This window comes from Oceanicaulis sp. UBA6590, from assembly GCF_002433705.1.
Lineage (GTDB): Bacteria > Pseudomonadota > Alphaproteobacteria > Caulobacterales > Maricaulaceae > Oceanicaulis.
Map to the genome: position 1 here is coordinate 135,273 of NZ_DJIQ01000022.1, position 22,392 is coordinate 157,664.

General features: G+C 65.0%; 21 protein-coding genes. 12 read left to right on the forward strand and 9 right to left on the reverse strand.

Features of this window, described 5'->3' with window-relative positions; all coding sequences use genetic code 11:
• Nucleotides 1-17: 17 nt before the first annotated feature.
• Entirely contained in the window at nt 18-284 is a 267-nt protein-coding gene (locus B2Z70_RS04365; protein WP_009802801.1) for a hypothetical protein, read from the reverse strand.
• Nucleotides 285-497: 213 nt separating this feature from the next.
• On the opposite strand from B2Z70_RS04365, the gene B2Z70_RS04370 reads away from it, so the two are divergent.
• The gene (locus tag B2Z70_RS04370) at nt 498-1,670 is read left to right on the forward strand and encodes a CaiB/BaiF CoA transferase family protein (RefSeq protein WP_292981469.1); all 1,173 of its coding nucleotides are present in this window, start codon (nt 498-500) and stop codon (nt 1,668-1,670) included.
• Here B2Z70_RS04370 and B2Z70_RS04375 read toward each other — a convergent pair whose 3' ends face one another.
• On the reverse strand, nt 1,671-2,423 hold the full coding sequence (locus B2Z70_RS04375; protein WP_009802804.1) for a GntR family transcriptional regulator: 753 nt from the start codon (nt 2,421-2,423) through the stop codon (nt 1,671-1,673).
• Between the two features lie 98 nt (nt 2,424-2,521).
• Nucleotides 2,522-3,304, reverse strand: a complete 783-nt coding sequence (locus B2Z70_RS04380; protein ID WP_040613590.1) for an enoyl-CoA hydratase/isomerase family protein — start codon at nt 3,302-3,304, stop codon at nt 2,522-2,524.
• 186 nt (nt 3,305-3,490) lie between these two features.
• Here B2Z70_RS04380 and B2Z70_RS04385 point away from each other — a divergent pair, with 186 nt between their 5' ends.
• On the forward strand, nt 3,491-3,703 hold the full coding sequence (locus tag B2Z70_RS04385) for a hypothetical protein (protein WP_009802806.1): 213 nt from the start codon (nt 3,491-3,493) through the stop codon (nt 3,701-3,703).
• 92 nt (nt 3,704-3,795) lie between these two features.
• Here the strand turns inward: B2Z70_RS04385 and B2Z70_RS04390 are convergent, their stop codons facing one another.
• Nucleotides 3,796-4,983, reverse strand: coding sequence for an acyl-CoA dehydrogenase (locus B2Z70_RS04390; protein WP_292981475.1), 1,188 nt, complete (start codon nt 4,981-4,983; stop codon nt 3,796-3,798).
• A gap of 263 nt (nt 4,984-5,246) precedes the next feature.
• Between B2Z70_RS04390 and B2Z70_RS04395 the strand changes: the two genes are divergently transcribed.
• The 3 genes from B2Z70_RS04395 to B2Z70_RS04405 are packed head-to-tail and all read left to right on the forward strand — an operon-like array spanning nt 5,247 to nt 7,575.
• Nucleotides 5,247-5,690 carry a thioredoxin family protein gene (locus tag B2Z70_RS04395; protein WP_009802808.1) on the forward strand — a complete coding sequence of 148 codons (444 nt, stop codon included), beginning with the start codon at nt 5,247-5,249 and terminating at the stop codon, nt 5,688-5,690.
• Nucleotides 5,687-6,760 (forward strand): NAD(P)/FAD-dependent oxidoreductase, encoded by a 1,074-nt coding sequence (locus tag B2Z70_RS04400; protein WP_292981480.1) that lies wholly within the window; start codon nt 5,687-5,689, stop codon nt 6,758-6,760. The genes B2Z70_RS04395 and B2Z70_RS04400 overlap by 4 nt, the downstream gene beginning before the upstream one ends.
• Entirely contained in the window at nt 6,760-7,575 is an 816-nt protein-coding gene (locus B2Z70_RS04405; RefSeq protein ID WP_292981483.1) for a PhzF family protein, read from the forward strand. Before B2Z70_RS04400 ends, B2Z70_RS04405 begins: the two co-directional genes overlap by 1 nt.
• A 3-nt stretch (nt 7,576-7,578) precedes the next feature.
• Here the strand turns inward: B2Z70_RS04405 and B2Z70_RS04410 are convergent, their stop codons facing one another.
• Entirely contained in the window at nt 7,579-8,124 is a 546-nt protein-coding gene (locus B2Z70_RS04410; protein ID WP_009802811.1) for a hypothetical protein, read from the reverse strand.
• Nucleotides 8,125-8,288: 164 nt separating this feature from the next.
• Between B2Z70_RS04410 and B2Z70_RS04415 the strand changes: the two genes are divergently transcribed.
• Nucleotides 8,289-9,581, forward strand: a complete 1,293-nt coding sequence (locus B2Z70_RS04415; protein WP_040612675.1) for a trypsin-like serine peptidase — start codon at nt 8,289-8,291, stop codon at nt 9,579-9,581.
• A 12-nt stretch (nt 9,582-9,593) separates the two neighbouring features.
• Here B2Z70_RS04415 and B2Z70_RS04420 read toward each other — a convergent pair whose 3' ends face one another.
• The gene (locus B2Z70_RS04420) at nt 9,594-10,616 is read right to left on the reverse strand and encodes a DUF481 domain-containing protein (RefSeq protein WP_292981490.1); all 1,023 of its coding nucleotides are present in this window, start codon (nt 10,614-10,616) and stop codon (nt 9,594-9,596) included.
• Nucleotides 10,617-10,767: 151 nt separating this feature from the next.
• Between B2Z70_RS04420 and B2Z70_RS04425 the strand changes: the two genes are divergently transcribed.
• Entirely contained in the window at nt 10,768-11,502 is a 735-nt protein-coding gene (locus B2Z70_RS04425) for a lysoplasmalogenase (RefSeq protein ID WP_009802814.1), read from the forward strand.
• Here the strand turns inward: B2Z70_RS04425 and rpoH are convergent.
• On the reverse strand, nt 11,499-12,389 hold the full coding sequence (rpoH, locus tag B2Z70_RS04430; protein WP_009802815.1) for an RNA polymerase sigma factor RpoH: 891 nt from the start codon (nt 12,387-12,389) through the stop codon (nt 11,499-11,501). The two genes, B2Z70_RS04425 and rpoH, sit on opposite strands and share 4 nt — an antisense overlap.
• Nucleotides 12,390-12,604: 215 nt before the next feature.
• On the opposite strand from rpoH, the gene B2Z70_RS04435 reads away from it, so the two are divergent.
• Together B2Z70_RS04435 and B2Z70_RS04440 are read left to right on the forward strand one after the other, a co-directional pair.
• On the forward strand, nt 12,605-13,123 hold the full coding sequence (locus tag B2Z70_RS04435) for a GNAT family N-acetyltransferase (protein WP_292981496.1): 519 nt from the start codon (nt 12,605-12,607) through the stop codon (nt 13,121-13,123).
• 72 nt (nt 13,124-13,195) lie between these two features.
• Complete coding sequence (locus B2Z70_RS04440) at nt 13,196-14,083, forward strand: bile acid:sodium symporter family protein (RefSeq protein WP_009802817.1); 888 nt, start codon at nt 13,196-13,198, stop codon at nt 14,081-14,083.
• On the opposite strand, the gene B2Z70_RS04445 is transcribed toward B2Z70_RS04440, so the two are convergent.
• Nucleotides 14,080-15,081 (reverse strand): RluA family pseudouridine synthase, encoded by a 1,002-nt coding sequence (locus tag B2Z70_RS04445; RefSeq protein WP_292981499.1) that lies wholly within the window; start codon nt 15,079-15,081, stop codon nt 14,080-14,082. The two genes, B2Z70_RS04440 and B2Z70_RS04445, sit on opposite strands and share 4 nt — an antisense overlap.
• A gap of 185 nt (nt 15,082-15,266) precedes the next feature.
• On the opposite strand from B2Z70_RS04445, the gene B2Z70_RS04450 reads away from it, so the two are divergent.
• The 3 genes from B2Z70_RS04450 to sppA all read left to right on the forward strand — a co-directional run bounded on the left by B2Z70_RS04450 (nt 15,267) and on the right by sppA (nt 21,424).
• Entirely contained in the window at nt 15,267-17,603 is a 2,337-nt protein-coding gene (locus B2Z70_RS04450) for a TonB-dependent receptor (RefSeq protein ID WP_292981502.1), read from the forward strand.
• 132 nt (nt 17,604-17,735) lie between these two features.
• On the forward strand, nt 17,736-19,451 hold the full coding sequence (locus B2Z70_RS04455; protein WP_292981505.1) for an alkaline phosphatase D family protein: 1,716 nt from the start codon (nt 17,736-17,738) through the stop codon (nt 19,449-19,451).
• 101 nt (nt 19,452-19,552) lie between these two features.
• Nucleotides 19,553-21,424: a signal peptide peptidase SppA gene (gene sppA / locus B2Z70_RS04460; protein WP_009802821.1), complete on the forward strand. Its 1,872-nt coding sequence runs from the start codon at nt 19,553-19,555 to the stop codon at nt 21,422-21,424.
• Between the two features lie 56 nt (nt 21,425-21,480).
• On the opposite strand, the gene B2Z70_RS04465 is transcribed toward sppA, so the two are convergent.
• Nucleotides 21,481-22,347, reverse strand: a complete 867-nt coding sequence (locus B2Z70_RS04465) for a LysR family transcriptional regulator (RefSeq protein WP_292981510.1) — start codon at nt 22,345-22,347, stop codon at nt 21,481-21,483.
• Nucleotides 22,348-22,392 lie beyond the last annotated feature (45 nt).

A 22,392-nucleotide genomic window follows, 5' to 3' on the forward strand; every position in this document is an offset into this window, starting at 1 on the left:
GGCCCGTCCGTGTCGGGCTAGAGCGGGTAGTCGCGCTCCGGATTCACGCCCGCCGTTTCAAGGAAGCTGCGCAGCTGGCGCACTTCATCCTTGGGCAGGGAGTGAGAGGCGTGATGGAAATTGGCGGTATGTCCGTTCAGGCTCACGGCGAATTTCGCGCCCGACCGCTCGCTGATCTCGGCGCCCAGATCGGTCAGCACATGCTCGACCTCGGCGGGCGACAGATTGGCCGGCTCGGGATGTGCGAACAGGGCATGCAGGGTTTTCCGGTGTTTGTGGTTCATCGCGTTCTCCTCCCCTTGCTGGGTCTGAAACCAGACTGTCAGGCGGATGGAGCGGGGGGAATGCGACCCTGTGTCCTTGTTCAGCTGAGCCTCAACTCACTGTCAAAGCGTGTGGTTTCCAGGATACTCACTCTAAAGTCGTAGATCGGCTTGGACAGAGTCTGTCTTTTCGTTAACATTTGCGGAAAGTGGAAACTGAGCTGTGAGTCTTGCATGCATCAGCCTCTGAGCGGCCTTCGGGTTCTCACCATCGAGCAGGACGGCGCGGGGCCTTATGGCACGCAACTGCTCGCCTCGCTCGGCGCGGACGTCATCAAGATCGAGAACCCGTCCACGGGCGGCGATAGCGGGCGCTGCGCCGGTCCTTACTTCCTCGGCGAGTATGACAGCGAGTTCTTCCAGACCTTCAACCGCGGCAAGCGCTCCATGGCGCTCGATCTCAAGGATCGTGGCGACCGCCGTATTTTCGAGCGGCTCCTGGCCACAGCGGACGCCTGTGCGAACAATCTCAGGGGCGACCTGCCGGCGGAGCTGCAGGTCGATTACGCCCATCTGCGTAAGATAAAGCCCGACATCGTCTGCGCGCACCTCTCCGCCTATGGCCGGGACAGCGAGCGGGCGCACTGGCCCGGCTATGACTATCTGATGCAGGCCGAAGCCGGGCTGATGGCGATGACCGGGGAGCCCGATGCGCCGCCCACCCGCTTCGGCATGTCCATGATCGACTATATGGGCGGCGCCATGATGGCGCTCGGCCTGGTCTCGGCGGTGCTGGGCGCCAAACGCACCGGGCGGGGCTGCGATGTGGATGTGTCGCTCTACGATGTCGCGCTGAACCAGCTCTCCTATCCGGCTACCTGGTATCTCAATGAAGGCAAGTGCGCGGAGCGTCAGGAGCGCTCGGCCCATCCGTCCGTCGCGCCCAGCCAGCTCTTCCGCACGGCGGATGGCTGGATCTTCGTGATGTGCCAGGCGCCCAAATTCTGGGGCGCGTTCTGCAAGGCGATCGGACGCGAGGACCTGCTGGCGAATCCGGCCTATGCCGACATGGCGGCGCGCCGGATGAATCGCGAGAAGTTGCAGAACGAGCTCGACGCCTTCCTCTCGACCCGCACCACGGCGGCGTGGATGGCGCGTCTGGGCGGGGTGGCTCCGGCGGCCCCGGTCAACTCGATGTCCTGCGCGCTGGGGGCGCCGGAGGCCCGGTCAAGGATCGAAACGGTCTCCCATCCCGACAAGCCCGAAGGCCTGAAACTGGTCCGCGATCCGGTCCGGATCAACGGACAGAACGCGCCCTCCTGCCGGGCGCCCAAGCTGGGCGAGGATACCCGGGACATTCTCGACGAGATGCTCAGCGACAAGCCCGGGGACCGGGCGGCGGAGTGATCAGTCCGCTTCGCGCTGCATGGTCATTTCATAGGTGAAGCGATCGGCCGGGTGCACGGTGTCGGACAGGGCGATGATGCGCCCGCCCTTGTCGTAATAGCGCCGCATGGTCCGCAGCACGGCGGATCCCGGCTCGGCGTCCAGCACGTCCGCTTCGCTGTCGGTCAGAAGTCCGCCCGCAATGGTCTGCTCGATCCGGGCGGTCGGGGCGCCGCGCTCGGTGGCCATCCATTCGGTGACGCCGCCATTGAGCTCGACGAACACATCCACCGGCGGGGCGAGATCAGCGCGGATATACATGTCCGTCAGGGCGACAGGCGCGCGATCGGGCTGACCGCGCAGGCCGTGGACGTGCAGATAGTCTCCCCCCGGGGCGACGCCGAAGGCGCGGGCGACGGCGGGATCGAGCGGGCCCACATGCTGGCGCAGCGGCTTCAGGCGCGCCGTGCGGGTATACTGCATCAGATCATCCACCCCGCCCAGGCGCTGGGCGAACCCCGCGCGGGCTTCGGACGCCACCACGACCGTCCCGGCGCCGCGGCGACGGGCGATCAGGCCGGCTTCCGCCAGCATGCGCAGCGCTTCGCGCACGGTGTGGCGGGACACGCCATACTGTTCTGTCAGGGCATGTTCGGTGGGCAGCAATTCACCCACGGCCGGATTGCCGGCGGCGATGCCCGCTCGCAGGGTTTCGGCCAGCGTCATGTAGCGCGGCGCGCTGGAGACCGGTTCTACGCCTGAATGATCGGACACAGGATCCTCCCGCCTTCAAAAGACGGGGCTAACATAGTCGTTGCCACTAGGAATGCGAGTTGCGCCTGCATGGTGCAGAGCAACAAAGAACCAGAGGCTCAGGGCTTGGGGAAATTCGGACGGCGTTTCTCAAGGAAGGCCTGATAGCCTTCCTGGAAATGCTCGCCGGAAAAGGCTTCGAGGAAGAGCTGCCGGGTCTGCTCGCAATCCTCGTCCTGACCCGCTTCGATCAGGGCGATCATCTGTTTGGTGATCTTCGCGGTATGGCTGGAGGTCTGGGTGATATGGCTGACATATTCCTCCACCGCCTCGGCGAGAATGCCCTGCGGCATCAGCCGGTTGATCAGGCCCATCTGGAGCGCCGTCTCTGCATCGACAAGCCGGGCGGTGAACAGAAGGTCCTTGGCGGCGGACGCGCCCACCGTGCTGACGAGACGGCGCATGTCGTTGAAGGGATAGACCAGGCCCAGCTTGGCCGGAGTGACGCCGAACCGCGCGCCCTGGGCCGCGAACCGCAGATCGCACGCCAGCGCCAGCGCGCAGCCCCCGCCCACGCAGGCCCCTTCAATGGCGGCGATCGTGGGCTTGGAAAAACGCGCCAGACCGTCTAGCGCCTCTCCGATGGCGCGCGAATAGGCGGCGGCGCGTTCGGCGGTGGCGTAGACCTCCTCGAACTCGGAAATATCCGCGCCCGCCGCAAAGGCGCCGCCCTTGCCGCGGACGATCAGCACCTGGATGTCGCGATCGGCTTCCGCTTCAGCCAGCAGGTCGGGGATTTCCCGCCACATTGCCTCGGTCAGGGCGTTGTGCTTGGACGGGCGATTGAGCACCAGCGATGCAATTTCGCCGTGACGGGAAAGATAGATCTGTTCTGCATGCATGGCTTTGCCCCGGAACTGCATCCTGCCTGGGGCGTTGTTTGCGCCTGAATGTGGTGAATCGTCAAGAAATTAGGGGTGAGGCGGATTGTCTTCGCGGGAAAAAATTTATCCGTACCCTGCCAAAAAACTTGACGCCGACCGCGAAAGGTGACACTTTTATAACGGTGAGCAATACAGGAGGTCCACATGTCTCATCTTGTTGGTGTGGGTCTGATTGCCGCCTGGTTGGCCTTCGCACTGCTGGCGCCGCGTCTGGCGTCCGCTGAAGTGACCAGCATCCTGGCCCTGGTCGGCATGGCGCTGACCCTGGTCGTGCTCTTCGCAACGGGACGGCTGACACGGCCTGACCCGCTGGCGTTGAACCTGACGGCACGGCGTCCGTACTGGGAAACGCGCTAACGCGCTTTTCCACGGCGACAGACCCGAAACAAAAAAGCCCCGGCGCCTTGGCGCCGGGGTTTTTTGTTGTGCGAGCGCGAAGGAGATCAGGCTTAAGAGAAAGCCTGAATCCCGGTCATGGCGCGGCCCAGAATGAGGGCGTGCACGTCATGGGTGCCCTCATAGGTGTTCACGGTCTCAAGATTAATGGCGTGGCGCAGGATGTGGTATTCCTCGGCGATGCCGTTGCCGCCATGGATGTCGCGCGCCTCGCGGGCGATGGCCAGGGCCTTGCCGCAATTGTTGCGCTTCATCATGGAGATCGCTTCAGGGATCCAGGCGCCCTGATCGAGCATGCGGCCGAGCGCCAGCGCGCCCTGATAGCCGAGCGCGATCTCGGTCTGCATGTCGGCGAGTTTCTTCTGCACCAGCTGGGTTCCGGCGATCGGCTTTCCGAAGACGACGCGCTCCATGGCGTAGTCGCGGGCGGCGTGCAGGCAGAACTCGGCCGCGCCCATGGCGCCCCAGGCGATGCCGTAGCGCGCCTTGTTCAAGCAGGAGAACGGACCGCGCAGGCCCTTCACATGCGGCAGCAGGTTCTCTTCGGGCACGAAGGCGTCATTGAGCGAGATCGAGCCGGTGATCGAGGCGCGCAGCGACAGCTTGCCTTCGATCTTGGGGCAATCGAAGCCTTCGGTTCCCTTGTCGACGATGAAGCCGCGGATCTCGCCGTCCAGCTTGGCCCAGACCACCGCCAGATCGGAGATCGGCGAGTTGGTGATCCACATCTTTGCGCCGTTCAGCACATAGCCGCCCTCGGCCTTCCTGGCGGTGGTGCGCATGGCGCCCGGATCCGAACCGCCATCGGGCTCGGTCAGGCCGAAACAGCCCACATATTCGCCGGTGGCGAGCTTGGGCAGGTATTTCTTTTTCTGCTCTTCCGTGCCGAAGGCCTCGATCGGATACATGACGAGCGAGGATTGCACGCTCATCGCCGAGCGGTAACCGGAATCAATCGCTTCCACCTCGCGCGCGATCAGGCCGTAGGCCACATGGGACAGGCCCGCGCCGCCATATTCCTCGGCCACGGTGGCGCCCAGCAGCCCCATCTCGCCCATCTCGGTCATGATGTTGCGATCAAAGCTTTCCTCACGATAGGCGTCGACCACGCGCGGCTGCAGCTTCTCGCGGCAATAGCTGCGGGCGCTGTCGGCGATCATGCGCTCCTCTTCGCTCAGCTGCTGCTGAAGGTGAAGCGGGTCTTCCCAGGAGAAGCTCAGGCCGGTCTCTTTCGCCGCCATGCGTGGATATCCTTCTTCGTCTCTTACGGCCCTATATGGCCCGGCGCCGGTGCGATGACCAGCGGCGAGCGGGCGATGCGTCGTCTCTGCCCGAGGTGGTAGCGGACCGAGCGCGTGAGGGGCAAGCAGGCGCTTGGCGCCGAGCTGAAGTTTTCCGGCCCTGACACAGGCGTGAAGACCGGTCGCACCCGATCAATCTGGACCTTTGAGCCGGAAGAGCGCAGTTTCCCGGTCCAGTGACAAGAGTGAATCCGGAGCGCCGCATGACCCGCCCCTTTCTGCCCGATGACATCGCGATCGCCGATCTGCAAACGCCCTATGCGTCCGCCCCAGAACCGAAAGGCGCACTCGGGAATGCGGAATACGCGGCCCGCAACGGCAAGCGGGTGCTGGCGGTGTTCGGCGCGGACTGGTGCCCGGACGCGCGGCGCTTCGCGAGCGTGCTGGCGTTGCCGCAGCTGCAGGACTTCCTGTCCGAGCGCTACGAGATCGTGCTGATTGATGTGGGTCGCTATGACAGGAATATCGATCTGGCGGCGGGCTATGGACTGGAGAAGATCGAGGGGGCGCCCGCGATCGTGGTGGCCGATGCGGATGGCCGCGTGGTGAATGCGGGCGGCGCCTATGACTGGCGCACCGCCCGCTCGCGCCGACCGCAGGAATTCGCCGACTTTCTCGCCGTGTACGCCGAGGTTCCCGCCCCGTGACCCGTCAAGTCGTTCTGATCGGGGCGGGTCATGCCCATATGGAGGCGCTGCGCCAGTCAAAGCGCTTCGCCAATGCGGGCCTGACGCTGACGCTGATTGACCCGGGCGCCTTCTGGTATTCCGGCGCCGCCACGGGCGTGCTCTCCGGAGCGCTTGATCCCGCTGCGGCGCGACTGAATCCGGCGGACATGGCTGGTCCGTTCCTGCATGTGCGCCAACGGGTCGCCTCGGTGAATCCTGTGACCCGGACGGTCCGGCTCGAGGACGGCCTGGAACTCAGTTATGATGTGCTGTCGCTGAATACCGGCAGCCATATCGCCCACACGCCGCTTCTGGAGGCGGGCGCCATTCCCGCCAAACCGGTCAGTGCGCTCGCCGCGCTTCGGGCGACGGTCGAAACCGCCGGAGGGCGCCTGCGTCTTGCGGTCGCCGGCGCCGGTGCGACAGGGCTGGAGATCGCGCTGTCGCTCGCCAGCCTGCAGCGCCGGCTGGGCGCGCACCCGCAAATGGTGCTTGCCGGCCCGGATCTGTTGCCGGGCTGGCCGGACAAGGCGCGCGACCTGGCGCGCGACGCGATGGCGCGCTGTGGTGTCGAGTATGTGCCCCGCAGAGTGCAGGATCTGTCGATGGGTCTCATCCATTTCGGGGAACGCAGGGTCGCGCCCGTGGACATTCTGGTGGCCGCGACCGGGCTGAGCGCCAATCTTCCCGACGGATTTGACGCGTCCGGTGACGGCTTGCCGGTGAATGAAGACCTGTCCTGGACGGGCGATGGCTCGGTGTTCGCTGTGGGTGATTGCGCGCGCATGGTGGATCACCCTCGGCCCAGGCTGGGCGTGTTCGGCGTGCGCGCGGCGCCCATCCTGATCCAGAATCTGATCAATGCGGCGGGCGGTCGTACGACGCGTCGGCGGTATACGCCGCAATCGCGCTGGCTCTCGATCCTGGATGTGGGCGACGGCACGGGCCTGGCCCGCTATGGCGATCTCGCCTTTCAGGGCAAACCGGCCCTCACGCTCAAGCGCTGGCTCGACGGCCGCTTCCTGCAACGCTACCGGGAGGAGCATTGATGGAATTTTCCTACGCAGAGATTCACGCCTTTCCCGACGGACCCAAGCCGCATTCGGGCAATCCGGCCGGGGTTGTCCTGCTGCATCGTGATCTGTCGGATGCCGACCTTCTGGGGATCGCGCAATCGAACAACCTGTCCGAGACAGCCTATCTCAAGCCCATGGGAGAGAAGGATCAGTGGTCTCTGCGCTGGTTCACGCCGGGGCTGGAGGTCGAGCTGTGCGGACACGCCACGCTGGCCTCGGCCGCCTGGCTGTTTGAAACCGGCCGCGTGGTGGGACCGGAGGCGCGCTTTCACACCCTGTCAGGATTGCTGAAGGTCTCGCGTCTGGAGGATGGCCGGTACCAGATGGATTTCCCGGTGATCGGATATGAGCCGGGCAAGGCCGATCCCGCCGTGGTTGACGCGCTGGGCGGCGGCGAGCCGGAAGCCGTTTACGAGATCGAACGCGTGCACGGCAATCGCTATCAGATGCTGGTGTTCGCCGATGAAGCCGCCGTGGTGGGGCTCAATCCCGACATAAAGGCGCTCGAGGCCGCCCGCACCAATGTGATCGCCACGGCGCCGGGACGGGCGTCGGACTTCGTGTCCCGCTTCTTCGGCCCCGCCAGCGGGGTGGACGAGGATCCGGTGACGGGCTCCGCGCACTGCACGCTGGCGCCGTACTGGTTCCAGCGTCTTGAGAAGACCGCGCTGAAGGCGCGGCAGGTCGGCCCGCGCTCCGGCGCGCTCGAGGTGCGCGCCGGGGCATCGGGCCGTGTTCTGCTCGTCGGGTCCGCCCTGCGTTATCTGGACGGGGTGATCCGGCTCTAGGTCCTAGTGACGGCCATGGCCGTAATGGTCGCGACCGCGTCCGCGGCCATGACCGCGACCATAATGGTCGTATCCGCGACGGCCGTGGACGACCTGCACGGGCACCGCGCCCCAGCGAGTCTCGGCGTAATAGCCGCCCGTGCGACGATCAAGATAGGCGCGATCCGGGCGCAGGCGATCGCCGGTCCGGCCGTCCCGGGCTTCCCGGCGGCTGGGCACGTAATCCCAGGCGCGGTCCGGGCAATCGATGATCCGGCTGTCCCGGCGGTCCTCGCGGCGATCCCGCCAGCCGGTATCGCGTCGGCGGTCGCGGCGGTCCTCACGCAGATCCGGGCAGGCATTGGCGTAGACCACGAAATGGCCCTCCGGGCCGTTCCAGCGATACCCGCGATGATGGGGCTCATAGCCGCGGCGGTGGCCATGGGCCTGAGCCGTTGCCGCAGTGCTGACCGAGACGGTCAGATCGGCGGCGTTCGCCGCGGCGGGCAGGGCGGTGGCGGCAAGTCCGGCGAAGGCGGCCGCCGCAGCCAGTTTTGCGAACAGTTGCATTGTGTGTCTCCTTCATCCTTGGCCTTCCGGCCTGATGGGGACGACAATGACGCATCGCGCCTGAACGCATGCTGGGCTAGGCTTTCATGTTCTATTCAACCAGATGAACGATACTGAGCTTGACCGGCGCAAGGGGGCGTGCGCCAAAAGTGATTGGGGATCCTATGCTTAAATCTGTTTTGGCTGCAGCCGCCGGACTTGTGATGCTGGCGGGCGGCGCCGTCGCCCAGCAATTGAGCTGGCCGCAGGGCGAGACGTTCACCAGCCGGGACTATCAGGACATCCTGCACCAGGTGACCAAGCCCGGGGCGCGTCCCGCGACCGGAGCCAGCGCCATTGCCGGCGATGACAGCTGCCAATACGCCAATGACAATGAGTGTGACGAGCCGGGTCTGGGCACCGGCGCCTGCGTGGCTGGCACGGATCATTCCGATTGCTGGCGGTTGATGGCGGGCGTCGAGGATGATTCCTGCCAGTGGGCCAATGACGGCGAATGTGATGAGCCCGGCTTCGGCACGGGCGCCTGCACCCAGGCCACGGACCGCACCGATTGCGGCGCGCTGATCGAGCTGCGTTTCCGCAATGACCAGTGCGAGACGGCTTTCAACGGCGTTTGCGAGGAGCCGGGCGTGGGCAATGGCGCCTGCGAGGCGCGGACCGACCGCGCCGACTGCATCGGTCGCGAGCGCCCGATGACCATTCAGGATCATTATTTCGGTCATGATGACCGGGTGCTGATGGATACGGGCGTCTTCCCGTGGAGCGTTGTGGGCTACATCGTCTTTGACGCTGGCGGGACCTGCACCGCCACTCTCATTGACGAGGATGTGCTGATCACGGCGGCCCATTGCGTTTCCGAGAACGGGCGCATCAATGCAGCCGGCGTGTTCCATACCGGCGAGAACCTGCCGGGCGGCGGTCGCTCGGCCCGGGTAATCGACTACCTCATGGATTCCGAATGGGATGAAGAGGTCTTCAATGCCGGCGATGACCGCGACGGCACGGACTGGGCCATGCTGCGCATTGACCAGCCGCTGGGCGCGGAGCTGGGTCATGTGGGTTTCGAGGCGCTGGTGGATGTCGAGGGCCCGCGCGCGGCCCTGCGTGCGCCCATCCGTCAGGCGGGATATTCCTGGGACACCGGCGAGCATCTGTCGGGCAATCTTGATTGCCGCATGGTCGAGGTCTTCGACGACAACACCATGGCGCACAATTGCGACACCACGCGCGGGGATTCCGGATCCCCCTTCATGATCGAACGCAATGGCGAGTGGCGCGTGGTGGCGACCGATTCCAATTTCCGCTCCAATCCGGACGGACCCTTCATCTATATCGCGGCGCGGTCGGATCGCTGGGTTCCGCTGGTGGCGGACTTCGCCGCGGGACGGATCGGAAATGGCGGCCTGCGTCCGCGCGGGCCGGGCAAGCCTGGCAAGCCCGAGCCGATCAAGAAATAGCCGCAGGCGTGATCAGAACTCCCGGACGAGGGCGAGGTCGGTGCGACTGTCACCGGCCTCGAAGCCCGGCTCGGGGTCAAATTCGTAGCGATACCGGTAGCGCAGCTCCAGCGACCACAGATCCCCAAGATCGGTGTTCAGCTTGAAGAGCTGGTCGGCGCGCGCATTGTTGGAAGCCAGGAACCGGGTTTCGGATTCCAGCCGCATGCTGTCGCTGAGCTGAAGCTCGACATCGGACAGCAGGTCGAATGCGCCCTCATAATAGGAACCGTTGTCCGCTTCCTGTATGTATCTCAGGCCGGGTGCGGCGCGGATCGTCCATTCCGCCTTGTCGCGCTGCAGGGCGCGATAGCCGGCGCCGACGCCCATGAAACCCGTCCAGTCAAAGCCCGAGACCTGGTCGCGCTCCCATTCTGTATTGGTGAACAGGGTCCAGCGGTCACCGGCCTCGCGCTCGCCGCGCGCTTTCAGGATCAGCTCGTCCCGTCCCACATTGTCGTCTACTTCGGAATAGGAATAGATGATGCTGGATTCAAAGCCCCAGCCGACCAGTTCGCGCTCCGCATCCAGGCCCAGCGTATAGTCCAGCCGATCGGTGTCTCCGCTGTCAGCGCGCACGCCCAGCCGGACCTTGCCGGTCCACAGCTCGGATTCAGCCTGGGTCAGCAGCAGGACGGCGGAGGTCGGGGCGGCGATCCAGAACGGGTCGACCCTGGAGGTCAGCTCGTTCTCGACCGCCGCCTCTTGCAGCTCGGCGTCCACCGCGATCATGGCGGGGGGCGGAACAGGCGTCACGGGCGCGACCGGCAGGCCCAGCGTTCTGCGGGCTATGATCGCGTGATGATCAGACAGGCGCGCGGCGCCAACTGCGATCCGTTCCGCCGATTGCGTCAGGGACAGCAGATGGATGGCGTTGGTGAAGACCGCCTCGTCATCCTCCGCCGCAGCCGCCGCCAAGAGCTCCTGGAAAGGGGGTTCGAGGCCTTCCGCCGGCGCAGCGGCGAGGGTAAGAGCAGCAAAGGCGGACAGGATCATGCATCAGGCTCCGGGCGGGGATAGGAAAACAAACACATTCGGACGGGGAAACAAACCCTTGAGCCTGTAAAACTGCCGTATGCCTTGACGCTTGCGCAGGAACGCGGCACGCCTTTGACCTCATTGGCGCTCCTTTGTGACGAGATCTGAAATGACCGACCCAGTCGCTGACCGTTATGCCCGCACCGAACCGCTCTTTCCCGACTGGGCGGCCCCGATCTATTTGTGGGTGTCGGTCGCGGCCTCGGTGATCTATCTGGGCCTGGACCTGACGACGGCCTCCATGCCGGGGCTGGCGCTGACCAAGGCGCTGGGGATCATCCTGCTGGGCGTCTATGCGCTGCTCAAACGCGCGCCTGTGCTGGCTGTGGCGCTGCTCTTGTCGGCGGGTGGGGATTACGCCCTCGCCATGCGGCCCCCTCAACTGGAAGCCGGGATCGGCTTCTTTGGCGCCGCACATCTCACCTACATCGCCATTTTCGCGCTGATGGTCCTGAAGGGCGGGATCAAGCGCGAGGGCCTAGTGCTGGCGGGCGGCCTGTTCGTCTATGGCGTGGCGATGTGGCTGTGGCTCAATGGCGGCATGGGCGCGCTGATTGCGCCGGCCAGCATCTATCTGGGCATCATCCTGGTGATGGCCATGGCCGCAGGGATGATCAAAGGCCCCAATCTCATCGTGATCGGGGCCCTGTTGTTCGTGGTGTCGGATTCGGTGCTGGCCATGCGCTGGTTCCGCGGCGTGCTCGTGTTCGAGAACGGGCTCGACTGGGGCGGCGTCATCGTCTGGGCCACCTATTACGGCGCGCAGCTCTGCCTGACCCTGGGCGTGGTTCGCGCGCGGGCGCTGCAGGCGATCACGGGGCGGAAGGCTGAGCCGGCGGCTTAGGCCGGCATCAGGCCGCGTTCCTCGGCCAGCCGCTTCATCTCGTTCTGCAGCTTTTCAAACGCGCGCACCTCGATCTGGCGGATGCGTTCGCGGCTGACGCCATAGACCTGGGCGAGATCCTCGAGCGTTTTCGGCTCCTCGGTGAGGCGGCGTTCCTGGATGATGTTCTGCTCACGCTCGTTCAGCGCGCCCATGGCCTCCTGCAGGAGGGTCATGCGCATGGAGAATTCATCGGATTCCGCGAGCTCGTCCTCGGCGTCATCCGCATCATCATCGGCCAGCCAGTCCTGCCATTCCGCCTCGCCATCCGCGCGCATCGGCGCGTTAAGGGACGCATCGGGGCCGGACAGGCGACGGTTCATGGAGATGACGTCGTCATCGGTGACGCCGAGCTTGGTGGCGATTTCCTCGACCTGATCGGGGCGCAGATCGCCCTCGTCCAGCGCGCGCATCTGGCTCTTCATCCGGCGGAGGTTGAAGAACAGCTTCTTCTGCGCGGCGGTGGTGCCCATTTTCACCAGCGACCAGGAGCGCAGGATGTATTCCTGGATCGAGGCGCGGATCCACCACATGGCGTAGGTCGCCAGGCGGAAGCCCTTGTCCGGATCGAATTTCTTCACCGCCTGCATCAGGCCCACATTGCCCTCGCTGATCACCTCGGCGATCGGCAGGCCATAGCCGCGATAGCCCATGGCGATCTTGGCCACGAGACGCAGGTGCGAGGTGACAAGCTGGTGGGCGGCGTCAGAATCCTCGTGTTCCTGCCAGCGCTTGGCCAGCATGAACTCCTGATCCTTCTCCAGCATGGGGAATTTCCGGATCTCCGCGAGATATCGCGACAGACCGGCTTCGGGCGACATGGTCAGCGCCGTTTTCATGTTTGCCATGGTTGTCACTCCCCAGTGAGCCCTTGGCGCCGACGGAATGACCAGCGCCGCGTTCATTTAGGTAGCCGATTTGCAGATTGGTAGGGGTCACAAGCCAGTGAAGCTGAAACCCGATCTGACACATCCTGCAATAAACCAGAAAACGGCGCCCAGATTAAGGCTCTCAGCGGAAACAATGTATTGCTCTCGCGCGAAAGCCCGCGAAAACTGACCTCATGAGCATTACCGTGAGACAGGCCCGATCGGGCGATCAGGACGCCCTCGCCCTTGTGGGGGCGACGACCTTTCTGGAAAGCTATGCGGGCGTCGTCGACGGCGGCGCGATCATCCGTCATTGCGCCGAGCGTCACACGCCGGAGGTCTACGGACAGGCGCTTGAAACGCGCAGTCATGCGCTCTGGCTGGCCGAGATGGCGCCGGGCGCGGCGCCCGTGGGCTATCTGCACCTGACCCCGCCGGACCTTCCGGTCGAGACACGGCCTGACGATCTCGAGATCAAGCGCATCTATGTACTGGCGAGCCTGCACCGCTCGGGCCTGGGGCGCCGCTTCATCGCCGAGGCGGTCAACCATGCCCGCGCAGAGGGGGCGTCGCGACTTCTGCTGGGGGTGTATCAGGGGAATGAACGGGCGCTCGCCTTCTATGAGCGCATGGGCTTCGACAAGATCGGCACGCGACAGTTCGATGTGGGCGGACGCATCTATGACGATTGGGTGCTGGCGTTGGGCGTCTAGCCTGAAAGGGTGCTCAAGCCCCTAATCCGATTGTCACTTTATGCGCTCTCTTAAGCGCTTTAGGGTTGGCGCATGGATACTCTGTTTGCGCAAGTTCTGCTCCCGCTCGCCCTAGCGTTCATCATGTTCACTCTCGGGGTGGGGCTGACGCCGGCGGACTTCAAACGCATCGCCTTGCAGCCCAGGGCCTTTCTCGTCGGCACGGCGTTGCAATTCATATCCCTGCCGCTGATCGCGATCGCACTCGTGGCCTTCCTGCCCATCCCGCCCATCGTCAAGGTCGGCGTGGTTTTGCTGGCGGCCTGTCCGGGCGGCACGACATCGAACCTGCTCACGCACATGGCGCGCGGCGATGTCGCGCTGTCGGTCTCCCTGACCGCGATCACCTCGCTCGCCTCGGTGGTGACCGTGCCGGTGGTGCTGATGGTCGCGCTCGCCCTGTTCATGGGACCGGACGCGCCGCAGGTGGGGATGGTCTCAACGGGCGTGGTGATCTTCGCACTGACCGTCATACCGGTCGGACTGGGCATGATCCTGCGCAAGCTGGCGCCGAAACCGGCTGTGGCGCTGGAGCGTCATTCGCGTTTCATGTCCGGGCTGGTCTTCACCGCGGTGGTCATCGCCACCGTGCTCAATGAAGGGATTGGCGAGACCCTGCGGCGTCTCACCCAGGCGGGTGCGGTGTCGCTGGCGCTGAATGTCGCCGCCATGGCGGTGGCGTTCGCGGTGTCGAGCTGGATGGCCTTCAAGATGCGCCAGCGCGTGGCCCTGACGCTGGAATGCGGCCTGCAGAACGCCACGCTGGCGATCGTGGTGGCGAGCTCGCTGCTGGGCGATATCGACTACGCCATGCCCGCCGCCATCTATGGCTTGATGATGTTCGCAACGGCCGGGCTGTTCATCCTGTGGGCGCGGCGCTGGTCGAAGGCAGCTCTCCGTGCACGGAATATGGCGCTCTAGAGCCGCTCCAGAAACCCTTGCAGTCTTTGCATGTCCTTGGGCAGCTCGGTCTCGAACCGCACCTGTTCGCCGGTCACCGGGTGGTCAAAGCCCAGCACGGCGGCATGCAGCGCCTGGCGGCGGAAATCCTTGAAGTCCTTGCCGCTGTCCAGCTTTGCGAGCGGCGTGGAGCGGCCCCGGCCATAGACCGGGTCGCCCAGCAGCGGGCAGCCGATATGGGCCATGTGCACCCGGATCTGGTGGGTGCGTCCGGTCTCCAGCCGGCAGCGGACCAGCGCGCACATGGGGTGGCCCACAGACTTGCCGGGCTCCTGACCAAAGGTCGCCAGCGTCTCGTAATTGGTGATGGCGTGCTTGCCGGCTTGAGAGCCGGGCGCATCGATCACCGCCATCTTCTTGCGATCATGGCTTGATCGCGCCAGTCGCGTCTCGATCCGGCCTGTTCGGGGTTGGGGGGCGGAACGGGTGAACGCCAGATAGGCGCGCTCGACCGTGTGGGCGGCGAATTGTGCGGACAGGCCCTGATGCGCCTTGTCGGTCTTGGCGGCGACCATGACGCCGGAGGTGTCCTTGTCGAGGCGATGGACAATGCCGGGGCGCTCCACCCCGCCGATTCCCGACAGGGACCCCGCGCAGTGAAACAGCAGGGCGTGGACCAGCGTGCCCGTCCAGTTGCCCGCGGCCGGATGCACCGCCATGCCGGCGGGCTTGTTGATGACGATCAGATGGTCATCCTCGAACAGGACCTCGAGCGGGATGTCCTCGGGCTTGGGCGTGGCTTCCACCGGAGCCGGCACATCAAGGCGATAGACGCCTTCGCGCACCTTGGCGGAGGGATCCGTAAGCGCCTCTCCATCGACGAACAGGCAGCCTTGCTCGACCAGCGCCTTGCAGCGTGAGCGTGACAGATCCTTCCAGATCGCGGCCATCCAGCGATCAAGCCGCTCACCGGCGTCAGCGGAAGTTGCAATCTGTTCTCGTGAAGTCTTGGCGTTCATTTTCAAATGAATTGACCTATTCGTATATGCATATCCAGTGGCATTTGGGTAACGTCATCTGCATTACGCCGAACCGTAACCATTCTTTGTTCGAGTCGTTAGCGAAGCGTCACACTTGACCCCTACCAGCAGCCGGTCTGCGCACATCTCGTGTGCGCTATGTAACAAGTTCAGGGGTCCTTACAATGACGTTCAAAGCTCGCCTGTCTGCGTGCGCCGCTCTTCTCGCCCTCGCACCGGCCTCGACCGCCTTCGCGCAAACCGAGGTCAATGAGCAGGTCGCCGACGTGATCACCGTGACCACCCAGTTCCGCGAGCAATCCCTCGCTGACGTTCCGATCAACGTGTCGGCGTTCAACGAGGAGCTGATCGAGCGTCTCGACATCCGCAACATGGAAGACATGGCCCTGTTCACGCCGGGCCTCGTCATCCAGGAGCAGAGCCCGAACAATACCGGCTACTCCCTGCGCGGCATCACCACCGACAGCGGCGTTTCGACCGCCGAAGCGCGCGTGGCCATGTTCCAGGACGGCCTGTCCATCTCCCGCTCGCGCGGCTCCTATGTGGAACTGTTCGACATCGAGCGGCTGGAAGTCGCCAAGGGCCCGCAGCCGACCCTGTTCGGTCGCGGCGCGCTGATCGGCGGCATCAACATCATCCAGAACAAGGCGGCGTTCGAGAACTCCGCCAGCGTCTTCGCGGGTCTCGGCAATTACGACGCCTATGAAGTGGGCGGCCATGTGAACTACGCCATCGCCGACACTTACGGCCTGCGCGTCGCCGCAGTGAACCGCGTGCGCGACGGTTACATCCCCAATCTGGGCGATGGCGACGACCTGCAGGGTCGGGACGTTCTGGCGGGCCGGGTGGTGTTCTCCGGCGAGCCGACCAGCTCTTTCAGCTTCGACCTGATCGGCAACTGGCAGCAGGACAGCGGTCCGGGCAGCTCGTTCAAATCGGGCGTCATCGCCCCGCAAGGCGGCAGCACCAATCCGTATTCCGCAGCCGATCTGCGCGTGATCGACGGGTTTGAGAGCAATCAGGGCCTGGGTCTGGACCGGACAGTCTGGGGCATCACCGCCCTGACCAGCTGGGACATCAACCCGTCTTGGAACCTGTCCACCGTGACCGGCTATCGCGAATACGACTCGGTCGAGATCTTCGACCCGCTCGGCATCGGCTTCGAGGCCCTGAACTTCGGCGAAGACGCGACCGGTCGCCAGACCAGCCACGAAATGCGCCTGAGCTTTGACAATGGCGGCCGCTTCACCGCGTTTGGCGGCGTCACCTATTTCTACGAAGCCAACACCCAGCGCATCCCGGCGATCTACAACGAGGCCGTCACCCAGGCCCTGTTCGTGCGTCTGGGCCAGTTCGGCAATGTGAACACGCTCGCCGGCCTGCTCGGTGTTCCGGCTTCGGCGCTGACCGATCTCGCCAACCCGTTCCCGTATTCCATCGCCGCCCTGTCCCAGGGCATGGGCCTGGTGCCGCTGCGCCCCAACTACACCGAGGAATCCGCGAACGCTGGTTCGACCGAGGCGCTCGATTTCTTCGCCGACGCCTCCTTTGACGTCACTGACCGCCTGACCGTGACGGCCGGTCTTCGCTATACCGACGAAAGCAAGAATGCGTCCGGTTATGGCGGCACCAGCATGGGGCCGAACCGCGTCACCTTTGGCCAGGCGCTGATCCTGACCAGCTCGCCGAACGGCGCCGAAATCAGCTCCAGCGCGGACTTTGATGACTGGACCTATCGCGTGAACGCCGCCTACGAGGTGAGCGATCGCATGAACGCCTGGGTCAGCTATGCCCGCGGTCGCAGCCCGGATCTGATCTCGATCGACTCCAATTCGCCGACCCTGTTCAGCACCTCTCCGGCCGAGATCGTGGACTCCCTGGAAGTGGGCGCCTTCTTCACGCTGGATCGCGGCACGCTGACCGCCTCCATCTACGAGTCCAAGTACGACAACTTCCGCACCTCGGTGTTCGACCCGCTCACCAGCACCTTCGTGCCGCAGAACTCCGGTTCCGCGACCCAGCGGGGCCTCGAGCTGCAGGGCGATTTCCGCATCACCGACACGCTCGACCTGATGGCGACCTATTCCTACAACCTCGCCAAGTTCGACAAGACCTCGAACGGCGTGGCTCAGGAGCTGGGCGGCAACCGGTTCCGGTATGCGCCCGAGCACTCCTTCTCGCTGGGCGCGCGCTGGGAAGTCCTGACCCGGCCCTGGGGCACGGTGACCATCCTGCCGAGCTTCTCCTGGCAGTCCCATGTCTTCACCGACAACGACAATGACCGCTTTGTCGGGGTGCGTCAGGACTCCTACGGCCTGCTGCGGGCCCGGGTGCGCTATGACGATCCGTCCGAGCGTTATTTTGCGGAGATCTACGGCAACAACATCGCTGATCAGGAATACCTGATCGACGCCGGCAACACCGGCGCGGGCTTTGGTCTGCCGACCTTCATCGCCGGCGCGCCGCGCACTTACGGCTTCCGCATCGGCGCCAGCTTCTAGGCTGACGCATCAAGACTCGTCCGGGGGGACGGGGCTGTGGCCGGCGCGGGGAGAGGGGCCTTGCGCCGGCCTTCTTGTTTGGTTTCTACTTTGCCCGAGCTCGCTCGATCGAGCCGATCACAGGGGGATGACATGTCACAGCAATTCAAGCTGACGCGTCGCGCCGCGCTGGCGGGCGCCGCAGGGCTCGGCCTGGCCGCCACGGCCTGCAGCCGCGAAGAGCCGAGCTTCGCGCCGCGCCCGCCCGCTGACGGTCCCTTCAAGCATGGCGTGGCCAGCGGGGATCCGGACCAGAGCTCTATCATGCTGTGGACCGCCATCACCGCCGAGGCGCTGGACGCGCCGGTGCGGGTGGAGGTCGCCGAGGATGACGCCTTCAGTTCGATCCTTCTCGAGGCCGAGGCGGCGCCGGCCGCGGCGACCGTGAACGGCATGACCCCGTTCAAGCTGCTCGCAGACGGGCTGCAGCCGGGGCGGGACTACTGGTATCGCTTCCACTTCGGCGATGCGACAAGCGAGACGGGGCGCACGCGCACCCTGCCTGAAGCCGGCGTGGACCGTTTCACCATCGCGGCTTTCTCCTGCTCGAATTATCCGGCGGGCTTCTTCAACGCCTACCGGGCCGCGGCGGATCGCGGCGATATCGATCTTGTCGTGCATCTGGGCGATTACCTCTACGAATATGGCCGCGGCGGTTACGCCATGGAGGATGACGAGCGCCTGGGGCGGGTGGTCGAACCGGCCCACGAGATCGTCACCTATGAGGACTATGTCACCCGCTACGCCCAGTATGGCGCGGACCCGGACCTGAAGGCGCTCAAGGCGGCGGCCCCCTGGCTGACCATCTGGGATGATCACGAGACCGCCAACAACGCCCATCTCACTGGCGCCGAGAACCACGACCCGGAGGAGGGCGAGGGCGCCTGGTCTGACCGTGTGGACGCCGCGCTGCGCGCCTATTACGGCTGGCTGCCGGTGCGTGAGCCGCAGGATCGCCGGGCGCGCTATGGCGCGCTCGAGATCGGGGATCTGGCGACGCTCATCTTCCTGGAAAGCCGTTTGCTGGCGCGCTCTGACGAGATGACGCTGGATGATTTCCCGGTGCCGCTCGATTCCGATCCCGAGGATCCTCTCGTGCAGGAGACCGTGCGCAACTGGCTGCAGGCGCGGGTGGGCGGCGAGGACCGGACCTTGCTGGGCGCCGAGCAGTTCGACTTCGTCATCCGCACGCTCGAGCAGTCGGTCGCAGCCGGCAAGCCCTGGCGGATTTTCGCCAACCAGGTGCTGATGGGCTCGGCCACCGCGCCCGATTACACCAAGGAGCCGCCGCTCTGGCTGCGCTGGGGCATGCGTCTGGCGGGCGGGCAGATCTGGGATTTCGCCCGGCAGACCCAGTTCGGCGTGCCGATGACGCTGGACACCTGGGATGGCTTTCCGGCCGAGCGCGAACGCCTGTTCAGCGCGGCGCGCGAGGCGAACGCCGATTTCATCGTGCTGACCGGTGACAGTCATAATTTCTGGACCGTGGATTTGAAAACCGAAGGCGGTGAACGGGTCGGCGTCGAGTTCGGCGTGACCTCCGTGACCAGCCCGTCCGACTATGAGTTCGTCAACGCGCCGAGCGTCGATTTCGGCCAGATGACGCTGAAGGCCAATCCGCACATCCTGCATCACAGCGTATACGCGAAGGGGTTCGTGCTGCTGACCCTGACGCCGGATGAGGCGGTGGCGGACTTCGTTTCGGTCTCCACCATCAAGGACACCGCCTTCGAGGCCGGGCTCGACAGTCGCTGGCGGGTCACGCCGGCCCTCGGCGGACCTGTGGCCGAAGTCGAGCGTCTGGGCTGATCGCATTCACCGTTGCGGTCTTTTAAGGCGGTCGCGCCTAGACAGGGCTGTGCAGCTGGGCCAATTTGAAGGTCAATTCGGGGGTGAAATAAGGGGTTCCCATGTCGTCTGACGAAAACATCGTGGCGCGCATCTGGCGCTATATCGGCGCATTCCAGCACGGAATTCTGCGCATTTTCGGGATCTTCGTGATCCTTTTCCTGCTGATCGTCTTCATTGGCGGCCTGTTGTCGAACGACGAGTTCGAGCTGGCGGACAGCGGCGTCCTGATCTTCGCGCCCGAAGGTCCGGTCGTGGAGGAACCCACCACCATCTCTCCCAATGACGCCTTCACGGCGTCCCTGCTGGGCGGCGGTCCGGGGTCCGAAGTGCTTCTGAGCGATGTGGTCGAGGGCTTCCGTCGCGCCACCGAGGATGACGACGTCACCACCATCGTGATGAATCTGGAGCGTTTTGGCGGCGGGTATCCGGCCGCCCTGCACCAGATCGCGCACGAGATGGACGCCTTCCGCGATGCGGGCAAGGAAATCATCGTCTATGGCGATAACTATTCCATGACCGGCTATTTCCTGGCGTCTCACGCCAGCCAGATCTATCTGCACGATATGGGCGGCGCCAATGTGAACGGCTATGCGGTCTATCGCACCTTCTTCCGCTCCCTGCTCGAGCGCCTGAACGTCACCGTGAACGTCTACCGCGTGGGCACCTTCAAGTCGGCGCTGGAGCCCTATCTGGGCGACGAGATGTCCGAGCCGGCCGCAGAAGCCAACCGTTATGTGTTCGGCGATCTGTGGAACGCCTATCAGGATAGCGTGGAAGCGGCGCGCGGCCTGTCTGACGGCGCGCTCCAGACCTATGCCGACCAGTTCCCCGAGCTGCTGGTCGCCCAGGGCGGCGATACGGCGGCGGTGTCCCTGAACGAAGGCCTGGTGGATGAAGTGATCGGCCGCGGTCATTACCGTGACCTGCTCGAAGAGCGGTTCGGCCGCGATGAGAGCGAGGATTCCCTGGGCTTCGTCGCCAGCGACTTCTTCGACTATGTCGAGGCCAATCGTGAGTTCAACCTGATCCCGAGCGACAAGATCGTCGTGATCAAGGCTGTCGGCGGCATTGTGGACGGCAATGGCGATGGCGGCGTGATCGGCGGCGATCAGCATGCCGAGCTGATCCGTCGCGCGCGTCTGGACGACGATGTGCGGGCCATCGTGCTGCGCATCGACTCCGGCGGCGGTTCGGCCTTCGCGTCCGAACTGATCCGCGAGGAGCTGGAAATGGCGCGCCTCGAGGGCAAGATCGTCATCGCCTCCATGGGCGGCGTGGCGGCGTCTGGCGGCTACTGGATCGCCACTCCGGCGCATGAGATCTGGGCCGAGCCGACCACCATCACCGGCTCGATCGGCATTTTCGGCTTCATTCCGACCTTTGAGGACAGCCTGGCCGAGATCGGCGTCTACGAGGACGGCATCGCCCTGACCGAGACGGCGCGTCAGCCCTCCCAGTTCGGCGGCGTGACCGAGGAATGGGACACGATCCTGCAATCCTCCATCGAGGCCGGTTATGAGCGCTTCCTGTCCATCGTGGCGGAATCGCGCAACATGACCCGCGACGAGGTGGATGCTGTGGCGCAGGGCCGCATCTGGACTGGCCAGCAGGCGTTCGATCGCGGCCTGGTCGACCAGCTTGGCGGGTATGACGAGGCGATTGCCGCCGCGGCCGCCCGTGCGGGCCTGGAAGAGGGCGATTATCGCGTCATCGAATTCCGTGACGAGGTGGATCCGTTCCATCAGTTCCTGCAGATGTTCGGTCAGAGCGCCGGCGTTGCGGTCTTCGGCGAGGGCCTGCTGGGTTCGGGGCTGCTGGGCGATATGGCCCGCGGCGCCCAGGCCGAGATCGAAACCATCAACATGATGAACGATCCCAACGGCATCTACGCCACCTGCTTTGAGTGCACGGCGTTCCGCACGGCGCACTAGGCGACGCAGACTGCAAACGCAAAGGCCCGGCTGGTTCAGCCGGGCCTTTTTCGTGATCAGGGCTGGAACTGGGGGCGGAGCCAGCTGAGGAACTTGCGCACCTTGCTCGACTGAAGGGCCTCTTCACGCCCCGCAATCCTGTAGGCGGGCCCCTTGAGCCGGGCTGCCGGGCCGACCGGAACCAGCAGGTTCCGCTCGACCAGAAGGCTCAGCAGATAGGGGCTGCCCAGCAGCACGCCCTGCCCCGCCAGCGCACACTGGACGGCGTATTGCTCATCCTCGAAGACGCGGTCCTGCGCGATCTTGAGCGATGCGCCCGTCTGTTGCGACAGGTCCGCCCATGTGGGCGCCGCGCCGATGGGCATGCGCCAGCTCGGGCTGAGCAGGTCCACGCTGCGCCCCGCCAGCGCCTTGTCGCGCAAGGCGGGCGTCGCGAAAGCGCCGAACTCATCCTCGACCAGAACCTCATCGCCCTCCTGCGCAGGTCCATAGCGGATCGCGAGATCGATCTGCGGGGCGCGCTTGAGGTCCACAGGCGCGTAGGAGGGTTCGATCTGCACGTTGAGGTCGGGCAGGTCGGCGGCGAGCCGGGCCAGCCGGGGCGCGAGCCACAGGCTGGCGAAAGCCGGCGTCACCGCCAGGGTGAGGCGGCCGGACCGGGTTTTCAGCTCGGCCACGGCCAGGTCAATCTCGGCAAAGGCGCCGGACAGGCGCTCGGCCAGGTGCTGGCCCTCCGCCGTGGCGCTCACCCCGCGCGGGGACCGGATCAGCAAGGTCAGACCCAGCTGACCCTCCAGCGTCTTGATCGCATGCGAGAGCGCGGTGGGCGTCACCCGCAATTCCCCGGCGGCGCCCGCCAGGCTTCCGTGACGGATCGCTGCTTCAAGGGCTCGCATGGCCCGGTGGGAGATATGGGCTGACATGAGAAAATCTCATTACGGAGTGAAGTCATCTCTATAGCGCATGAC

Coding starts and splice junctions, on each gene's coding strand:
- B2Z70_RS04365 (WP_009802801.1), bottom strand. CDS start 284: ATGAACCACAAACACCGGAAAACCCTGCATGCCCTGTTCGCACATCCC.
- B2Z70_RS04370 (WP_292981469.1), top strand. CDS start 498: ATGCATCAGCCTCTGAGCGGCCTTCGGGTTCTCACCATCGAGCAGGAC.
- B2Z70_RS04380 (WP_040613590.1), bottom strand. CDS start 3,304: ATGCATGCAGAACAGATCTATCTTTCCCGTCACGGCGAAATTGCATCG.
- B2Z70_RS04385 (WP_009802806.1), top strand. CDS start 3,491: ATGTCTCATCTTGTTGGTGTGGGTCTGATTGCCGCCTGGTTGGCCTTC.
- B2Z70_RS04390 (WP_292981475.1), bottom strand. CDS start 4,983: ATGGCGGCGAAAGAGACCGGCCTGAGCTTCTCCTGGGAAGACCCGCTT.
- B2Z70_RS04395 (WP_009802808.1), top strand. CDS start 5,247: ATGACCCGCCCCTTTCTGCCCGATGACATCGCGATCGCCGATCTGCAA.
- B2Z70_RS04405 (WP_292981483.1), top strand. CDS start 6,760: ATGGAATTTTCCTACGCAGAGATTCACGCCTTTCCCGACGGACCCAAG.
- B2Z70_RS04410 (WP_009802811.1), bottom strand. CDS start 8,124: ATGCAACTGTTCGCAAAACTGGCTGCGGCGGCCGCCTTCGCCGGACTT.
- B2Z70_RS04415 (WP_040612675.1), top strand. CDS start 8,289: ATGCTTAAATCTGTTTTGGCTGCAGCCGCCGGACTTGTGATGCTGGCG.
- B2Z70_RS04420 (WP_292981490.1), bottom strand. CDS start 10,616: ATGATCCTGTCCGCCTTTGCTGCTCTTACCCTCGCCGCTGCGCCGGCG.
- B2Z70_RS04425 (WP_009802814.1), top strand. CDS start 10,768: ATGACCGACCCAGTCGCTGACCGTTATGCCCGCACCGAACCGCTCTTT.
- rpoH (WP_009802815.1), bottom strand. CDS start 12,389: ATGGCAAACATGAAAACGGCGCTGACCATGTCGCCCGAAGCCGGTCTG.
- B2Z70_RS04435 (WP_292981496.1), top strand. CDS start 12,605: ATGAGCATTACCGTGAGACAGGCCCGATCGGGCGATCAGGACGCCCTC.
- B2Z70_RS04440 (WP_009802817.1), top strand. CDS start 13,196: ATGGATACTCTGTTTGCGCAAGTTCTGCTCCCGCTCGCCCTAGCGTTC.
- B2Z70_RS04445 (WP_292981499.1), bottom strand. CDS start 15,081: ATGAACGCCAAGACTTCACGAGAACAGATTGCAACTTCCGCTGACGCC.
- B2Z70_RS04450 (WP_292981502.1), top strand. CDS start 15,267: ATGACGTTCAAAGCTCGCCTGTCTGCGTGCGCCGCTCTTCTCGCCCTC.
- B2Z70_RS04455 (WP_292981505.1), top strand. CDS start 17,736: ATGTCACAGCAATTCAAGCTGACGCGTCGCGCCGCGCTGGCGGGCGCC.
- sppA (WP_009802821.1), top strand. CDS start 19,553: ATGTCGTCTGACGAAAACATCGTGGCGCGCATCTGGCGCTATATCGGC.
- B2Z70_RS04465 (WP_292981510.1), bottom strand. CDS start 22,347: ATGTCAGCCCATATCTCCCACCGGGCCATGCGAGCCCTTGAAGCAGCG.